The sequence below is a fragment of the Pseudoalteromonas luteoviolacea DSM 6061 genome (assembly GCF_001625655.1).
In the GTDB taxonomy this organism is placed as follows: Bacteria; Pseudomonadota; Gammaproteobacteria; order Enterobacterales; family Alteromonadaceae; genus Pseudoalteromonas; species Pseudoalteromonas luteoviolacea.
In genome coordinates this window covers 22047-38952 of record NZ_AUYB01000085.1, presented here as the reverse complement: position 1 = coordinate 38952, position 16906 = coordinate 22047, and the positions used below count along the sequence as shown (strand labels likewise).

At 41.0% G+C, this 16906-nt stretch carries 14 protein-coding genes; 9 read left to right on the top strand and 5 right to left on the bottom strand.

Features of this window, described 5'->3' with window-relative positions; translation table 11 throughout:
- Positions 1 to 138 precede the first annotated feature (138 nt).
- Genes gyrB through dnaA form a run of 4 tightly spaced genes read right to left on the bottom strand, consistent with a single transcriptional unit; the run spans position 139 to position 6195 of the window.
- Positions 139 to 2556 carry a DNA topoisomerase (ATP-hydrolyzing) subunit B gene (gene gyrB / locus N475_RS05570; RefSeq protein WP_063356035.1) on the bottom strand — a complete coding sequence of 806 codons (2418 nt, stop codon included), beginning with the start codon at positions 2554 to 2556 and terminating at the stop codon, positions 139 to 141.
- A 12-nt stretch (positions 2557 to 2568) separates the two neighbouring features.
- On the bottom strand, positions 2569 to 3657 hold the full coding sequence (gene recF, locus N475_RS05565; RefSeq protein ID WP_063356034.1) for a DNA replication/repair protein RecF: 1089 nt from the start codon (positions 3655 to 3657) through the stop codon (positions 2569 to 2571).
- Between the two features lie 17 nt (positions 3658 to 3674).
- The gene (gene dnaN / locus N475_RS05560) at positions 3675 to 4778 is read right to left on the bottom strand and encodes a DNA polymerase III subunit beta (RefSeq protein WP_063356033.1); all 1104 of its coding nucleotides are present in this window, start codon (positions 4776 to 4778) and stop codon (positions 3675 to 3677) included.
- Positions 4779 to 4788: 10 nt separating this feature from the next.
- Complete coding sequence (dnaA, locus tag N475_RS05555) at positions 4789 to 6195, bottom strand: chromosomal replication initiator protein DnaA (protein WP_063364816.1); 1407 nt, start codon at positions 6193 to 6195, stop codon at positions 4789 to 4791.
- Positions 6196 to 6878: 683 nt separating this feature from the next.
- Between dnaA and rpmH the strand changes: the two genes are divergently transcribed.
- The 7 genes from rpmH (at position 6879) to N475_RS05525 (ending at position 11775) form a co-directional block, all read left to right on the top strand.
- A complete protein-coding gene (gene rpmH / locus N475_RS05550) occupies positions 6879 to 7013 on the top strand; it encodes a 50S ribosomal protein L34 (protein WP_005492430.1) in 135 nt (44 codons plus the stop codon).
- A 5-nt stretch (positions 7014 to 7018) separates the two neighbouring features.
- Positions 7019 to 7432 carry a ribonuclease P protein component gene (gene rnpA / locus N475_RS05545; protein ID WP_063356031.1) on the top strand — a complete coding sequence of 138 codons (414 nt, stop codon included), beginning with the start codon at positions 7019 to 7021 and terminating at the stop codon, positions 7430 to 7432.
- Positions 7433 to 7580: 148 nt separating this feature from the next.
- Positions 7581 to 7844 carry a membrane protein insertion efficiency factor YidD gene (gene yidD / locus N475_RS25060; protein WP_227008467.1) on the top strand — a complete coding sequence of 88 codons (264 nt, stop codon included), beginning with the start codon at positions 7581 to 7583 and terminating at the stop codon, positions 7842 to 7844.
- An 8-nt stretch (positions 7845 to 7852) separates the two neighbouring features.
- Entirely contained in the window at positions 7853 to 9484 is a 1632-nt protein-coding gene (yidC, locus tag N475_RS05540; protein WP_063356030.1) for a membrane protein insertase YidC, read from the top strand.
- Between the two features lie 389 nt (positions 9485 to 9873).
- Positions 9874 to 10545 carry a cytochrome c biogenesis protein CcdA gene (locus N475_RS05535; protein WP_063364815.1) on the top strand — a complete coding sequence of 224 codons (672 nt, stop codon included), beginning with the start codon at positions 9874 to 9876 and terminating at the stop codon, positions 10543 to 10545.
- A 22-nt stretch (positions 10546 to 10567) separates the two neighbouring features.
- The gene (locus tag N475_RS05530; protein ID WP_063356028.1) at positions 10568 to 11017 is read left to right on the top strand and encodes a TlpA family protein disulfide reductase; all 450 of its coding nucleotides are present in this window, start codon (positions 10568 to 10570) and stop codon (positions 11015 to 11017) included.
- 2 nt (positions 11018 to 11019) lie between these two features.
- Positions 11020 to 11775, top strand: a complete 756-nt coding sequence (locus N475_RS05525; RefSeq protein ID WP_063364814.1) for a TlpA family protein disulfide reductase — start codon at positions 11020 to 11022, stop codon at positions 11773 to 11775.
- Here the strand turns inward: N475_RS05525 and N475_RS05520 are convergent.
- Positions 11767 to 13935, bottom strand: a complete 2169-nt coding sequence (locus tag N475_RS05520; protein WP_063364813.1) for a winged helix-turn-helix domain-containing protein — start codon at positions 13933 to 13935, stop codon at positions 11767 to 11769. The genes N475_RS05525 and N475_RS05520 overlap by 9 nt on opposite strands.
- 125 nt (positions 13936 to 14060) lie before the next feature.
- Here N475_RS05520 and mnmE point away from each other — a divergent pair, with 125 nt between their 5' ends.
- Positions 14061 to 15425: a tRNA uridine-5-carboxymethylaminomethyl(34) synthesis GTPase MnmE gene (gene mnmE / locus N475_RS05515; protein ID WP_063356025.1), complete on the top strand. Its 1365-nt coding sequence runs from the start codon at positions 14061 to 14063 to the stop codon at positions 15423 to 15425.
- Between the two features lie 1015 nt (positions 15426 to 16440).
- The gene (locus N475_RS05510) at positions 16441 to 16884 is read left to right on the top strand and encodes a flavodoxin domain-containing protein (RefSeq protein WP_063356024.1); all 444 of its coding nucleotides are present in this window, start codon (positions 16441 to 16443) and stop codon (positions 16882 to 16884) included.
- The last annotated feature ends 22 nt before the right edge of the window (positions 16885 to 16906 follow it).

Here is a 16906-nt window from a genome sequence, read left to right as displayed (position 1 = left end):
CAAAGTAGCATTGCTAAATCGAGTTTTAATGATTGAAAATTATGCTCAGTATACCGTGTGCAGTGCACAGAATTAAGCATTTATAAGAAAAAAAGGAGGGTTTCCCCTCCTTTTTTATCATGCTTTACGTCGCTGTGGCTATACGTCGAGGTTAACCACTCTCAGTGCATTTTGCTCGATAAAGTCGCGACGAGGCTCAACTTGGTCACCCATTAGAGTTGCAAACAGTTGGTCAGCAGCAATGGCATCTTCAATTGTCACGCGTAGCATACGTCGTGCGTCTGGATCCATTGTTGTTTCCCAAAGTTGGTCTGGGTTCATCTCACCAAGACCCTTATAACGTTGTGTATACAAGCCACGTTTTGATTCATTGATTAACCAGTCAAGGCCTTCAACAAAACTGCTAATCGGATGTGTCTTTTCACCACGTTGAATATAGCCGCCTTCCTCTACGATATGCGCAATTTGCTTTCCAGTGTTAGCAATACGAGCGTAGTCTTTAGAAGTGATAAAGTCATAATTTAAAGTATGCGCTTTATCCACACCATGCTGGCGAATATTCACAACAGGATAATACATATGGCGTTCATCATCATAGCTTACAGATGCAGAGAATATTGTCGCATCGTCATCATGCTTAATGAGATCGGCGACAAGTGCTTCACTCCATGCCGTCACTTTTGATTCATCACTTAAATCTGCTTCGGCTAACTCAGGTTGGTAAACCAAACGGTTCATGATCGCAGCAGGATATTTACGTTGTAGACGGCCAATAACATCAACTGTTTTTTGATAATCGTGAACTAGATTTTCTAGGCGATTACCCTCAATTGCTGCTGCACCTTCGTTTGAGTAAAGCGATGCACCATCAAGCGCAAGTGTTGTTAGGTATTCTGTAAGAGCATGGTCATCTTTAATATAGCGCTCTTGCTTACCCTTCTTCACTTTATATAGTGGCGGCTGTGCAATATAAACGTAGCCTCGTTCAATGATTTCAGGCATTTGACGATAGAAGAAGGTCAATAATAATGTACGGATGTGTGAACCATCGACGTCTGCATCGGTCATGATTATGATGCTGTGATAGCGTAACTTTTCAGGATCATATTCATCGCGACCAATACCACAACCTAACGCTGTAATTAACGTTGCAACCTCTTGCGAAGAAAGCATTTTGTCAAAACGCGCTTTTTCTACATTCAGAATTTTACCTTTCAGAGGAAGAATAGCTTGGTTCTTACGGTTACGACCCTGTTTAGCTGAACCACCCGCCGAGTCACCCTCCACGATGTATAGTTCAGAAAGTGCAGGATCTTTTTCCTGACAATCCGCTAACTTACCTGGTAAACCTGCTAAGTCCATTACACCTTTACGGCGCGTCATTTCTCTAGCTTTACGCGCGGCTTCTCGTGCACGTGCGGCATCCACAATTTTATTAACAACGGTCTTTGCATCTTGTGGGTTTTCAAGCAGGAACTCATTGAGCTTTTCAGCCATCGCTTGTTCAACCGCACCTTTCACTTCACTAGAAACTAGCTTGTCCTTTGTTTGTGAAGAGAATTTTGGATCAGGCACCTTTACACTGACAACTGCTGTTAAGCCTTCACGGGCATCATCACCCGTTGCGCTTGTCTTATTCTTTTTATTGAACCCTTCTTTTTCCATGTAAGTGTTCAACGTTCTCGTTAATGCAGCACGGAAACCAGCAAGGTGCGTACCACCATCACGCTGAGGAATGTTGTTCGTAAAGCAATATATGTTCTCTTGGAATCCATCATTCCACTGCATTGAAACTTCAACGCTTATGCCATCTTCACGCTCAGTAGTGAAGTGGAAAACGCTTTGATGTACTGGTGTTTTCTTACGGTTCAAGTATTCAACGAACGCTTGAATACCACCTTCGTATTTGAAGTGATCTTGCTTATTCTCTTCTCGCTCGTCAGTCAGGATAATACTGACACCAGAGTTTAAGAATGATAGCTCACGTAAACGCTTAGCGAGAATGTCATAGTGAAAATTTATATCAGAAAATGTTTCTGGACTTGGCCAAAATCTTAATTCTGTACCAGTTGATTCAGCTTCTCCAATGACAGCAAGTGGCGCGTCAGGTACACCCATTGTGTACTTTTGTTGATGCACTTGGCCATCTCGGCGGATAGTTAATTGTAGTTTTTCAGAAAGTGCATTAACAACAGAAACACCTACACCATGTAGGCCACCTGAAACTTTATATGAATTGTCATCGAATTTACCACCAGCATGCAGGACAGTCATGATAACTTCTGCGGCTGATACCCCTTCTTCAGGGTGAATTGAGGTCGGTATTCCTCGTCCGTTATCTCTTACAGAGACCGAACCGTCAGTATGAATCGTAACGAAAATATCATCACAGTATCCGGCTAGTGCTTCATCGATCGAGTTATCAACTACTTCGAAGACCATGTGATGTAATCCAGTTCCATCATCAGTGTCGCCGATATACATTCCTGGACGCTTTCTTACTGCATCCAATCCCTTCAGTACTTTAATACTGGATGAATCATAATTATCAGACATGGTTAATTCCAATTAATTTGTTATTAAACGACCATGTTCCACGTGGAACATCTCAATATCTTTTTCAAGAAGTTCCACAACAGGCGTTAAACTTTCCGAGCTGATCGCTGAAATAAATAGCTGAGAATTACAGTTCGCCAATAGTCTAGCAACGCATTCTAATGTCTCAGAGCTCAACTCAGATGGTAAATCATCAATTAGCAATATTGATTGTTTATCAGTTTCTTGTTCAATCAGATTATTCTGTGTAATTTTAAGCGCATACAAAAGCAGTTTTAACTGACCCCTAGACATAATTCCTTCAACACTATGTCCATGGATTTTAAAATTAAAGTCCGCTTTGTGAGGACCTCTACTTGTGTAACCAAGTTTTAGGTCTCGCTCAAGTTGTGATTGAAGTACTTCACTTAGTTCCCCTTTCCAGCCCGCATCGTAGCGAGTTTCTAGGCCATCAAAAACAGAGCTAATCCCCCCTATCTTATCAAAAAAATAGCCTTCAAACCTACTTATATAAGCTTTTCGATAGATATTTATTTGTTCAGAGAGGTCGATAAACTGCTTGTCCCAAAACTTGATTTGTTCCACACAGTTTGTTGGCTTTGTTCTAAGTAAGGCATTACGTTGTTTGAGGACTTTATTGAAGTTTTTCCATACTTCATAAAATAAATGTTCCACGTGGAACACTCCAAGATCGAGAAACTTTCTTCGCTCTTTAGGCCCACCAAAAAATAACTCATAACTTTCAGGTGTAATTACCTGCACTGGTAATATCTGGGCGAGCTCTGCAATTTTACGACTGGCCTGTCCTTGAATTCTTAATTGTGTTTCACCACTTTGATTCTTGCTAATTCCGATTGGTATAGACAAGTTGTGCAGCTGCTTTTTACCATGCACAACACATTTATCCTGATCACTTCTGATCATCATTTTATACTTATTAGTACGAAACGACCGACCATTCGACAAGAAATAAATCGCTTCTAGTAGACTTGTTTTGCCACTGCCATTTTGGCCTAGAATTAAATTAAGATCTTTGGAAGGAGAAAAAGAGAGTGCCTTAATGTTTCGAAAATCATTAAGGCTAATATGTGTCAAACTCATTCAGAGCGCTTCTTTTCTTATAAACGCATCGGCATTACTACGTACATAGCATCTTCTTCATCAGCACCTTCGATCAGTGCACTGCTGTTTGAATCAGCTAAAGTAAACTGAACATCTTCAGTTTTTAACGTATTAAGTACATCCAACAAATAAGAAACGTTAAATCCAACTTCAAGGTCGTCGCCTTGATAATTTACTTCAACAGTCTCTTCAGCTTGTTCTTGCTCAGGGTTATTAGCACTAATCTTTAATACCCCATTGCTGAGATTCAAACGAACCCCCCTAAACTTTTCATTTGATAAGATAGAAACACGCTGAAACGCGCTGCGTAGCCACTCTCTATTTGCGGTAACAATTTTATCGCCACCACGAGGTAAAACACGGCGATAGTCAGGGAAACGACCGTCTACCAACTTACTGGTAAAGATAACTTCCTGATCAATAATTCGAAAGTGGTTAGCACCGAATTGTATAGTCAACTCTTCATCATCAGCTGGAAGCAAACGCATAATTTCTAATACCCCTTTTCTAGGAATAATCAGTTGGCGTTGTGCTCCCAATGACTGCGCTATTTGTTTTTGTGCAATCGCCAATCTATGACCATCTGTGGCCACAGTTTTGATTTCATTGCCGTCCACCTCAAATGACATGCCATTTAAGTAATAACGAACATCTTGGTTTGCCATCGAGAAATGTGTCGCTTCTAATAATTTACGAAGCTCCATACGAGTCAGTTTAAACTCAACCTCACCTTGCCATTCTTCCAAATTAGGAAAGTCTTCTGCTGCCAATGTAGTCAAAGAGAATCGACTTTTGCCACTAGTTAAAAGCACTTGATGTTCTTGTGTAGACAAGTTGATTTCAGAGCTATCAGGCAAGCTCTTACAAATATCTAGTAGCTTTTTTGCAGGTAACGTGAGCTTTGCATCGGCCGTGTCATTTTGCAGAATCACAGACGCAACTAACTCTATTTCTAAGTCTGTGCCCGTCATTGCGAGCACGCCATCTTTTACTTCTAGCAGCACATTCGACAAAATAGGTAGTGTGTGTTTACGCTCAATCGCACCTGACACTTGCATTAACGGCTTTAAAAACTGTTCTCTTACTATCGTTATTTGCATCACTTAACCCTTAAGATGACAATGTTCTGATCAAGTTTTGATAATCTTCTTTTACTTCGTGACTTTCTTCACGAAGCTCTTTTACTTTACGGCATGCATGCAATACCGTGGTGTGGTCTCGGCCACCAAATGCATCACCAATTTCAGGCAAGCTATGATTGGTTAACTCTTTTGACAATGCCATAGCAACTTGTCTTGGTCGCGCTACGGATCGGCTACGACGTTTTGACAATAAGTCAGATACACGAATTCGATAATACTCAGCCACAGTGCGTTGAATATTGTCAATCGTCACTAGCTTATCTTGCAAAGCCAAAAGATCACGTAAGGCCTCTTTAACAAATTCAATTGAAATCGGTCTTCCTGTGAAATTCGCGTTGGCAATAACTCGATTTAGCGCCCCTTCTAGCTCGCGCACATTCGAGCGTAATTTTTTAGCAATGAAAAACGCAACTTCATGAGGCAAATTAATGTTACTTTGCTGTGCTTTTTTCATCAAAATGGCTACGCGTGTTTCTAACTCAGGTGGCTCAATTGCGATAGTTAAACCCCAACCAAATCTAGATTTCAGCCGATCTTCAACGCCCTCAATTTCTTTTGGGTATCTGTCCGACGTCAAAATAATTTGTTGGTTGCCTTCAAGCAAGGCATTAAACGTATGGAAAAATTCTTCTTGCGAACGCTCTTTATTCGCAAAGAATTGAATGTCATCGATCATCAATGCATCTACACTTCGGTAGTAACGCTTGAAATCTTCGATGGCATTATTTTGCAGTGCCTTTACCATATCTTGAACAAATCGCTCAGAGTGCATATACACAATTTTCGCATTTGGTTTTTTATCAATGATGCCATTGCCGACCGCATGCAATAAGTGCGTTTTACCTAAGCCCGTACCACCGTATATAAATACTGGGTTAAAAGCAGAGCCAGGATTGTCTGCAACTTGTGTAGCAGCAGCTTTTGCCAATTGGTTTGATTTACCTTCGACAAAATTATCAAAGGTGTAATTTTCTTTGATATTTGACTTAACACTTGATTTCGGAGCCGGCTCAACTTTAGTTTCGTTAACCGGTGACTGTGTCGTATTTCTTGTTGCAACTTGAGGAGATTGCGCTGGTGCCTCTCCTGCATGCGTTTCAACAGCAACTTGTGGTTGGGCTTGCGCCATAGGCTTACTGCCTACGTCAAAACGGAGCTCAGGCGCCTCGTCACCACAAATTTCAATCAGTAATTCATTAATTCGATTTAAATACTTTTCTCGAACCCAATCTAACACAAAGCGATTTGGTGCGTAGATGGTTAAAGTATCTTCGGTACTTTCTGCTTGTAGTGGTCTAACCCACATATTGAACTGCTGCGATGGCAGCTCATCTTGCAAAACATATAAACAACTTTGCCAAACCGACAGATACACATTGCACTCCGAAATATTTATTATTCCCGTACATCAATAAGCGTTAGTTACTTATTCATTTACAAAGTAACCAACAGAGTTATTCACAGCTAACTCAAAGATCGACGGAAAAGTTTGTATATTATCAATTATTCACAGGTGGAAGCCGAGTATTATGAAGCGATCTTATCCACAACATCAATATTGACTTTTTTAAAAAATAAGATCTCAACCACCAAAAAACACAAACCTTTGTTTTAGAAGGGATTTTATTTTCACTTATTTATAAAGATCTTATCAAAAAAAGACCAAGATCTCACCTAAAAAATGAGATCAATTTTAGTTTTCCAGAGGATGTTGCCAATTTTCACCCAAGCGCTGTGGAAAACCCGAAAAAGATCAACACACTTGATCCACAAGCTCTGATCATGATCTTTGCAACAAGATCTCACATCAAGATCCTGCCAATTTGTTCTACTCTTTATATAGCTATTAAAAACTGTTGACCTTATCGATTGCACACCACATTTATATGCAGTAGATGGCTAATTTTCTTGAATTAGACTACTAATTGAGCTTGTCTGCACAAATATGATTGACTTTCGTGCGCATCAGCTTTAATATCTCGCGCTCGCAATGGCACCTGTGCCAGGATCGCGACCTGCATAGGATGTTTTAACTTTAACCGATCGGATGGATTAGTTATGAAAAGAACTTTTCAACCAAGCGTACTTAAGCGCAAGCGTACTCACGGTTTCCGTGCTCGCATGGCTACTAAAAATGGCCGTAAAGTACTAGCACGTCGTCGTGCTAAAGGCCGTAAAGAACTATCTGCTTAATATAAGTGGAAGGTTTTGGCTTCAGCAGGGAGTTACGTCTGTTAACTCCCTCGCATTACTCCCGAATATTTCAAGAGCCTGCTCGTGCAGCAACCCCTGTATTTACTCTACTAGCAAAACCGAATGATATAGGTCGTCCACGTCTTGGTCTGACTGTTGCAAAAAAACGTTGTAAAAAAGCGTGTCAACGTAATCGTATCAAGCGTCTTGCACGTGAAAGTTTCCGCCTTAATCAACACAAACTAGATAACATAGACATTGTCTTAATGGTTAAAACTGGCGTAGACGAATTGAGCAATGAAGAGCTTACAAAACAACTGAATAAGCTTTGGCTTAAAATCAATGAGCGTTGCAAACCTGGCGCCCCCAAACCTAAGCCTCACAAGAAGCGCCCAACACGTCATAAAGCTAAAAAATAACATCATATTTGCGTGCCAATAATCGACCAATCATGGCTATTTCACGCTAATTAATGTAAGGTTAGCTCACCATTTAATCACTCTACTACGAGTCTATCTCGCAATTATGAAACACGCCTTGAAGACAAAGAGTGAGAGTAAACGACTTGTGGATTATCCGCTTTCGGTAATACGTAAATTATTGATAAGCCTTATTCGAGGTTATCAAAAATTTATCAGTCCGTTGCTTGGACCCCATTGCCGATTCAACCCAACATGCTCAAGTTATGCAATTCAGGCAATTAATTTACACGGAATTGCAAAAGGGAGTTGGTTAGCGGTTAAACGCATATTAAAATGTCACCCTTTAAGCGCAGGTGGGGATGACCCCGTCCCTGAGAAATCGAATCAAGATAAACAACACGAGAAATAAGAGCTGTTATGGAATCGCAACGCACGTTTTTATTGATCGGATTGCTTTTGGTGTCGTTTTTGCTATTCAGTGAATGGCAAGACGAGCAAGCTCAAAGCAAAGCCGAGCCCAGTGCAGTCACGCAAGTGGCCACTTCACCTTCAAATACCGATCAAGCGGATATTCCAGCTTCAAGCGAAGCGGATGTACCGGTTGCACAAACTCAAGCAGTCCGTTCAGTTATTACCGTATCAACTGACGTACTAGCTGTAAAAATCGATACAAAAGGTGGTGACATTGTTGAAGCTAAGTTACTTCAGCATGCAGAAACGCATGGTAGCGATATACCTTACCTACTTCTAGGTGAATTTGATGGGAAACAGTACCTAGCGCAAAGTGGTTTGATTGGTCTAAACGGCCCAGATGCTTCGAGTGCTGGTCGCCCGGTTTATCAGACTGAGCAAAGTGCTTACACATTGTCAGGTGATGAACTGCGTGTACCACTTTCCTACGTAGATAGTAAAGGTGTTCAGTTTACTAAAACGTTTGTATTTAAAGCAGGCAAATATGATGTCTCTATGGAATACGACGTTGTAAACGCCACTGACAATCCTGTACAAGTGCAGCTGTACACGCAAATCAAGCGCTCAGCGCAAGACAAAGACAGTATGGTTGACCAAACATACCTAGGTACTGCGTACGGCACACAAGACGAACCATATGAAAAGTATTCTTTTGACGAGATGCGCGAAGCAAATCTGAACAAGAATACGCTAGGTGGTTATGTTTCATTTATCCAACACTACTTTGTTAGTGCTTGGGTGCCAAAGCAGGACATCAATAACACCATTTATACCTCTATCAGAAATAACCAAGGTATCATTGGTGCAAAAGGTGAACCGGTAAATATCCAAGCAAATTCAGAAGCAAAGCTTTCAGCTATTTACTATATGGGCCCTAAAGATACGGATGCTCTAGAAGCGCTGCACGATGACTTAGATCTAACGGTTGATTACGGTTGGTTATGGTTTATCTCTCAACCGCTACTTGTGCTACTTAAAATGCTTTATGGCATTTTAGGCAACTGGGGTCTAGCTATCATCGGTATTACGATTCTTGTTAAGACACTGCTGTACCCACTCACTAAAGCGCAGTACACATCAATGGCAAAAATGCGTGCATTACAGCCTAAAATGCAGCAATTGAAAGAGCGTTATGGCGACGACCGTCAGAAATTTGGTCAAGCTATGATGGAAATGTATCGCAAAGAGAAAGTGAACCCTATGGGTGGTTGCTTCCCATTATTGCTACAAATGCCAATCTTCCTTGCTCTTTTCTATGTATTCTTAGAGTCGACTGAATTACGTCACGCAGAATTTGGCTTATGGTTAACAGACCTATCGGCAATGGACCCATACTATGTACTACCAATTTTATTTGGTGCAAGTATGTTCCTAACTCAAAAACTGCAGCCTATGACAATCACAGATCCTATGCAGCAAAAGATGATGACCTACATGCCAGTGGTGTTCTCTATCTTCTTTATCTGGTTCCCATCAGGACTAGTTCTATACTGGTTAGTGTCTAACCTTATCTCTATCGCCCAGATGTTAATTATCTACCGTGGCATGGAGAAAAAAGGTATCAAAGTGCGCGACTAAGTTGCTGATACAATAATGAAAAAGCCCGCTATTTTTGCGGGCTTTTTTGTTTCTATCAAAGTTGTACATACAAGCTAATTGCACTCACATCATTACAATAAACTACCTTTTTACTGTAAATGAAAAGGCAGCTAAGCACCCATCACCTAAAGCCACTGTTTGTTCGGTCACCAATAAAGTACAAACAACGTCGCAGTTTACTACCCCACTATCCACAAGCTTATGATTTTGATTAAACACAGCAAATTTTAGTCTTAGACGGTCAAAACTTATCAATATAGAACAACAGTTTGATAAAATTTGATGGCGTTTTGATAGTACTTTGATAGGTCTCAACAATGTTTTAAAGGATGCTCTAAGCAACTTTTTAAGCCAAAGAGATCGGAGTAATGGAATCAATATTTTTAGAGACTCTAAACACAACGGAAATAGGCTGGTGGCACATACCCACAGTTCTTTTGCTTGGCGTTTTAACCAGTTTTACACCTTGTGTATACCCCATTCTGCCAATAACCATTGCCACCTTTTCACGGCAAAACCACGCACGTATTGCCCCACTACTTTATTGTACTGGGTTTTCACTCATCTACGCCTTGCTCGGGTTTATAGCCGCATTAAGTGGCAGCCTGTTTGGTCAAATTGCCAGTAACCCCTGGGTGCTATTATTGTTTGCCAATGCCCTACTTTACTTTGCAGCACTCAATAAAGGGATTTTACCCTTGCCATCTTTATCGCTATCTCTAACTCAAAATCCAAGTACAGTCCCTTTTACTATGGGCATGGCCAGTGCACTGGTAGCAGCTCCATGCACGTCTCCCGTACTTGGCGGTTTACTGGTGTTTGTAGCAGCCAATCAGCAACCCTTACTGGGCGGACTTATGTTATTTGGCTTTGCTCTCGGCATGAGCGCCCTACTGCTTTTCGCAGGTACCAGTACTCGTTTGCTAACAACGCTCCCAAAATCAGGGAAGTGGTTATCCCATATCAATACAGCTACTACGCTCATTCTCATTGCTATGGCCCAATATTTTCTAATCCAAGCTGGTAAAAGCTGGCTCTAACATTCTTTTAAAGGACATTAAAATGAAAACACTAATATTTGTACTGAGCATACTTTGCCTCTCAGCACATGCCAAACAATATGCCCCAATAGAAGCGAAAGCTCTCAATGAGCAGACCATCTCAACACAGGGAAAAATCACATACTTAAAGTTTTGGGCAACCTGGTGCGCTTACTGCGTTGAGGAAATGCCCGTATTGCAGCAAAGCTATGAAGACGCAAAAGGCGCATATCAAGTGATCTCAGTCAATATTGGGTTCAACCAAACACTTGAGGGGGTTAAGCGCTATCTAGGCAAACACAATTACAACTTCCCCACGGTGTTTGATAGCGATGGCATCATTACAAAGCACTATGCTGTGCTTGGAACACCACAACATATCTTAATTGATGCACAAGGAAATGAAGTCTATCGAAGTGGATTATTTACTGATCAGCTCGCACAAAAGCTGGCCCAGTTAAGAGGGAAATAATAATGTATATACAACTAGTCAATCTAAGCATTCTATTATTAATACTTGCCACTATTAAAAGTGCCAATGCAAAAACCAAAGAATATGTTTTTATCAATATTTGGGATGCATACTACCAAACCACCCATATGCCTAAACCCCAGGGGAAGCGCATTTTTTTACAGCCAGATATCAATATTGATCAAGCAAGCTTAGAACAGTTTATAGATGTTCATCAAGAGTTTGCAAACTTAACTATCGACACCAATAATCAACTCACCTTTAAATATCAAGTCAGGCAAACCCCAACTCGTGTCATAGTAGAAAATGGAAAAGTTATATTGAAAGAATCACTGTCAACCTCCCCCAAAATCACTGCCTATGAAATGACCAACAAACAGATGGCCACATTGTCAGGCAAGCCCCTGAGTATAAGTCAGATTCAGCATGACTATCAGGTGCTATTTTTTAGTGACAGTCTATGCCCTTTTCAACACATTCCGGACTGTCAACAACGCATCAGGCAAAATAATCAGTTAGCGATAAACTCGCCAAAAAATGTATTAACGATCATCAAACCGTTTTACGCTGATCAAGCAAGTGCCTTAAGTTATAAAAAGCGATTTGATGTCAATCATCACATTGTTTTCGATGCACAAAACCAGTTATTTAGTCACTTTAAGATCAGAGATTTGCCTTATTGGATTGTACAAGATGCCACGGGCAAAGTGGTATACAGAGGCAATCAAGTACCAAAACCGCATCACTTGTCACTCTAAAATCCATTTGCTTTGACAATAAACACTATAGGGAGCGTCCAGCAGATCAGCAATGAGCTTGGCGTCTCCTTGCGGTTGTTGTTTAAATAGCGCTAACTGTGCTAACAGCGCATCACTATTTTTTAAGTTTCTAAGCATCCTCTGCGTCTGTTCTAGTAGTGCCATATTTTCTGTCATATGAGCAGCCGCAGCAGAGTAAAACAACATTAAATGTGCTTCTTTATCGTGCTCTAAATCCATCAATTTCAGGGCATCTCTAGGCTCATTTTGAAGTAAATGGATATACATTTGCGTATATTTTGCGTAGGTCATCGCATCGCTCAGACCACTCTGTTCATACGACTCTAGAGCTGCATGTGATAACAACAGCGATTTATCTATCTCTCCTTGCCTTAGCGCCACCCATGCCAACAATAGCTTCACGTTGGCGCCTGCCATAGCGGATGTTGTCTCAGCTAACAGTATGGATTCAAACAGCTGCTCAGCGGTGTCTAATGCCTGTTGCTGATTTGTTGTCAGGCCAATATCCATGTAGGCCATTGCCTTGAGTAAACTCAGCTGCTCTAATGCAGGCTTAAATGTCTGCTGTAATTCAACTTGATTAAGGTAATCCAATGCTCTCTGCCCTTGATGAAGCTGAATATAATAAAACCCTAAGTAAGTGAGTACTTGCATTTTAAAATATTGATCGCCACTATTAGCGGCAATTTCCAACGCTTCTAACAAACTACCTTCACTTTCAGAAACAGGGACTAGATAATTCTGCCCGTAAGCAAACAAACTTTTGGAGAGCTCTATACGCTGATTGGTTTGCCGGTAATATTGAATAGCGCTCGCCAGTACTTCTTTACTTTGTGCTAAGTTCACGACATTTTTTTGCTCAGGTCCTGCGGCGGGTGGGTTTGCCAAGTAAAACGATCGTTGTGCTTCGCTGTAAGCGAAAGAGCGGCTGCCAATGAGTGCATGTGCGGCGCTCATAGCATGGGAATAGTCCTGCCATTGCAAAGTGCTCCAGGCAATATCTGCAAGTAATTGATAGCTGCTCGCCATTTGTTCTATAAATTGATTGTGTTCAGCCAACTTCAACGCTCTTTGCGCATTTTGACCCGCTTGTTGATATTCACCCAATACTTTTTGGAATTCCCCGAGATAAAGATAATATCGCGTCTGTAAAGTTAAAGAGGCAGATACAATATCAACCTCTCCAAAGTAGTATTCGGCCAATTCAACATTCCCTTGTAACCACGCAATTCGCGCCAGTTCTATTTGAGAAGGCACATGATCAGGGGCTTGGATTAATGCCGCTTCAAAATATGTCTTTGCCAACTTAGGACCATGTTCATTTAACGCTTGGATGCCCCGGAAGTAGTCCCTTAGACCATTAACTTCTTTATGTTCAGAGATAGACATAGGTTTATTAATGGTTAATGCGTTCACTAATTGGTGAGCAATTTCTATAAAGTTTTCATCAAGCTGCTCAACAAGCACCTGAGTTTGACGATCAGCTAATTTGGCTGTCAACAAGTAGCGTTGTTGTGTGGACTGCAAAGATAAAAAGAGCTGCTGCGGTGCGCCCTTTTCTGATTGCTCCAAGTAATCTGGCGTTTTACTCTTGGGGATCAGTTGATAATTGCTTTGCAAACTATCACGTAAAGTTCCTTCAAGTGCATACCCCCACCAAGCGTTCGCTTGCACGCCAGTAAGATTTTGCATGGGGTGAATAAGTAACTGCGTTTTTGCTTGAACTTGAGTGGATGGCGGTGATATATATTGATAACGATACAACCCACCTATTAAAGCTAAAATAGTCAGCCCTACACTCGCAATCAAGGTGACTCTTTGTTTGTAACAAGAGGCGGTTTTTACCTGACAGATCCACACATAACCCTGATGCGGTAATGTTTTGATATAAATTGGATTTTTTGCATCATCTTGTAATACTTGGCGCAATTCTGTGATACTTTGATTTAGTGCAGCCTCACGGAACTCACCATGTTGCCAAAGCGCTGAAAGTAGCTGCTCTCTTCTTATTAATTGATTAGGATGAGTTAGAAAATAGTCGAGTAACTGCGCCACTTTTGGTCGCAAATTGATGGCTACCTGGCCACGATAAAGTGCTAAACGCTCAGAGTCGAAACGAAATTGACTGAATAACAACACGACTTAGACTGTCCTTATCTCTACATCTCGAGTAATTATCTTTATTCATTTAGCTCCACTATACCTGAGAAAAGCCAATTGCTGTACAATTAAGCTCAGAACACTGTCATTCAGCATGAGACAATATGATTGCACAAGATACCATAGCAGCTCAGGCAACCGCACCAGGTCGCGGTGGCGTGGGGATCATCCGTATTTCGGGTGCCAAAGCTCAACTCGTCGCCGATAAAATCCTCGGTAAGTGTCCCAAAACACGCTATGCCGAATACCTGCCTTTCAACACACTCGCAGGTGAACAATTAGATCAAGGCATCGCCCTATTCTTCCAAGGTCCAAATTCGTTCACAGGAGAAGACGTCCTTGAGCTCCAAGGGCATGGTGGCCCAGTTGTCATAGACATGCTGCTCAAAGAGATCAGTCAAATTGAAGGTGTCAGATTAGCGAAACCAGGCGAGTTTTCCGAGCGTGCATTTATGAATGACAAGCTAGACTTAACGCAAGCCGAGGCCATAGCCGATCTGATTAATGCAACCAGTGAACAAGCGGCGAAAAGCGCCCTACACTCTTTGCAAGGTGATTTCTCTAAACATATTAATGTGCTGGTGGAACAAGTGATTCACCTACGCATGTATGTGGAAGCAGCAATTGACTTTCCAGATGAAGAAATTGATTTCCTCTCAGATGGTAAAGTGGCTGGTGACTTACAAGCAATCATCAATCAACTAGCTGAAGTTAGACAACAAGCTAAACAAGGCAGCATTATGCGTGAAGGTATGCGAGTTGTTATTGCTGGACGCCCAAATGCTGGTAAATCTTCACTTTTAAATGCGCTTGCAGGCCGTGAAGCAGCCATAGTGACAGACATCGCAGGCACCACTCGAGACGTGCTGCGCGAACACATTCATATTGACGGCATGCCTTTGCATATTATTGATACTGCCGGCCTTCGTGAAAGTCCTGACAAAGTTGAACAGATAGGCATAGAACGCGCTTGGGAAGAAATAAGCGGCGCGGATCACGTACTATTTATGGTTGATGGTACCCAAACACTTGAAACCGATCCGTTAAAGATCTGGCCTGAGTTTATGGAAAAATTACCGCCAGGCATGGACATTACAGTCATCCGCAACAAAATTGATCTATGTGATGAGCAACAAGGGCTATGCCAACAAGGCAGTTACCCGGTATTACGACTAAGTGCACAAACCAATACAGGAGTTGATACATTACGTGAACACCTAAAAGCATGTATCGGTTTTACTGGTGCCAATGAAGGTGGCTTTATGGCTCGCCGTAGACATTTGGATGCACTTGAACGTGCTGCTGAACATTTGGAAATCGGTCAAACCCAACTTGAAATGCATGTGGCTGGTGAAATATTAGCCGAAGAGTTACGTTTAACTCAACAGTATCTCAATGAAATTACAGGTGAATTCACTTCGGATGATCTACTCGGTAAGATCTTCAGTTCATTCTGTATTGGTAAATGATCATCTGTGCTCGGTGTAAATCATCGAGCATCTCAATGACTTGTTTTAAGTCTTTATCAGCCCCTTGCCTTACCGCTCTTAAAAACCCGCTCTCCAAGTCCCTTTTGCTTCTTTATTACCATAATTTAGACACTTAGCAGGCTCAGTATCATACACCAAACACAAACTCAGGCTGAATATTTTCATCATACCCAATCACTCAGTTCGCTGTAGACGCTTTGTTAAAAACCTTACAACATGCTGTTTGAATGAGGGAGCCAATAATTTAAGCGCGGACGAATACTTATTATGCCGACAAACTTGTATATACATGACAACTAGGTACTTGATCTTAATAAGTGATCGTACTTTAGGATCTTTTTTAAGCGCTTAAAGTCTTACACTTAATAATCAGGGCCTTAGCTACATAGGTTCATTAATTCAATCAACTTGCATTACTTTAGTACCGAACAGGCATTAAAAGAGCATAAAATACTTATAAAGTGTATGCTTTTCAATCATAAGTAATTTTAGTATCGGACTTTAAGGTATATCTCACACTGCGAACTATTCAAATAAGAGCGTAAATAACCAGATCCAGCATCAAACAGCGGCTAAATCTTGGTGATCCCTGTCTTACAATCAGCATAAATATACTTTTTTTAGAATATTTTCTTATATAAAGATAACTTTATAGATCCAATATTGCAGTCAAAAAACAACAAGATCGATCTAGCGAAGGATAAAATTATCCACATTAATAAATTTTAAACTAATCGCACTCTCAAGCACCAGATCGACACACTATTTTGAGTTTATTTATCTTAATCTTATTACCTGCTTATCCACAGAAAATAAGACAAAAAAGCAACAGGAATAATTTATTTAATCTATTAAAAACAGTTAGATGAAGAGTTAAATCCACAATAAGCCAATATTTCACCAGTTTAATTTTATCCAAGTGAAAAACTATCTCTTTACTTCTGCTCAGCGCGCATTATTATGAGCCGCATAAAATACGATTTCACGAGAAGAAATGAGTAACTTAGAGATCATAATCGGCAGTCAAATGGGATCTGCTGAATACGTTGCAGAGCAGCTTGCAGAAGATCTAGAATCGAGATCAGTCTCCTGTAACCTGCACGAACAGCCGGACCTGTCAGAATGCACAGGTGACACCTGGTTAATTGTCACGTCTACTTATGGTGCAGGTGATTACCCTGAAAATTTGTTACCTTTTATCTCTCAGCTCCAAGCAAAATCGGATATGAGCCACATTAAGTTTGCAGTTGTAGGTATCGGTGATTCCAGTTACGACACTTATAACTATGCCGCGATAAATGGCGCTAAGCTGTTAACAGACAAAGGGGCGAAACCTTTATTGCCTACGCTAACAATAGATGTATTAGATGAAGCTTTGCCTGAAGACACAGCACTTGAATGGCTACCAGAATTAAGTGAGATCTTAAAAGCAAGTTAATAAAGATCAGTTTCACATAAGT

Excerpts from the sequence above, each read along its gene's own strand:
- N475_RS05535 (WP_063364815.1), top strand. The coding sequence starts at position 9,874 with ATGGAATCAATATTTTTAGAGACTCTAAACACAACGGAAATAGGCTGG.
- N475_RS05525 (WP_063364814.1), top strand. The coding sequence starts at position 11,020 with ATGTATATACAACTAGTCAATCTAAGCATTCTATTATTAATACTTGCC.
- recF (WP_063356034.1), bottom strand. The coding sequence starts at position 3,657 with ATGAGTTTGACACATATTAGCCTTAATGATTTTCGAAACATTAAGGCA.
- rpmH (WP_005492430.1), top strand. The coding sequence starts at position 6,879 with ATGAAAAGAACTTTTCAACCAAGCGTACTTAAGCGCAAGCGTACTCAC.
- mnmE (WP_063356025.1), top strand. The coding sequence starts at position 14,061 with ATGATTGCACAAGATACCATAGCAGCTCAGGCAACCGCACCAGGTCGC.
- N475_RS05530 (WP_063356028.1), top strand. The coding sequence starts at position 10,568 with ATGAAAACACTAATATTTGTACTGAGCATACTTTGCCTCTCAGCACAT.
- dnaN (WP_063356033.1), bottom strand. The coding sequence starts at position 4,778 with ATGCAAATAACGATAGTAAGAGAACAGTTTTTAAAGCCGTTAATGCAA.
- yidC (WP_063356030.1), top strand. The coding sequence starts at position 7,853 with ATGGAATCGCAACGCACGTTTTTATTGATCGGATTGCTTTTGGTGTCG.
- N475_RS05510 (WP_063356024.1), top strand. The coding sequence starts at position 16,441 with ATGAGTAACTTAGAGATCATAATCGGCAGTCAAATGGGATCTGCTGAA.
- gyrB (WP_063356035.1), bottom strand. The coding sequence starts at position 2,556 with ATGTCTGATAATTATGATTCATCCAGTATTAAAGTACTGAAGGGATTG.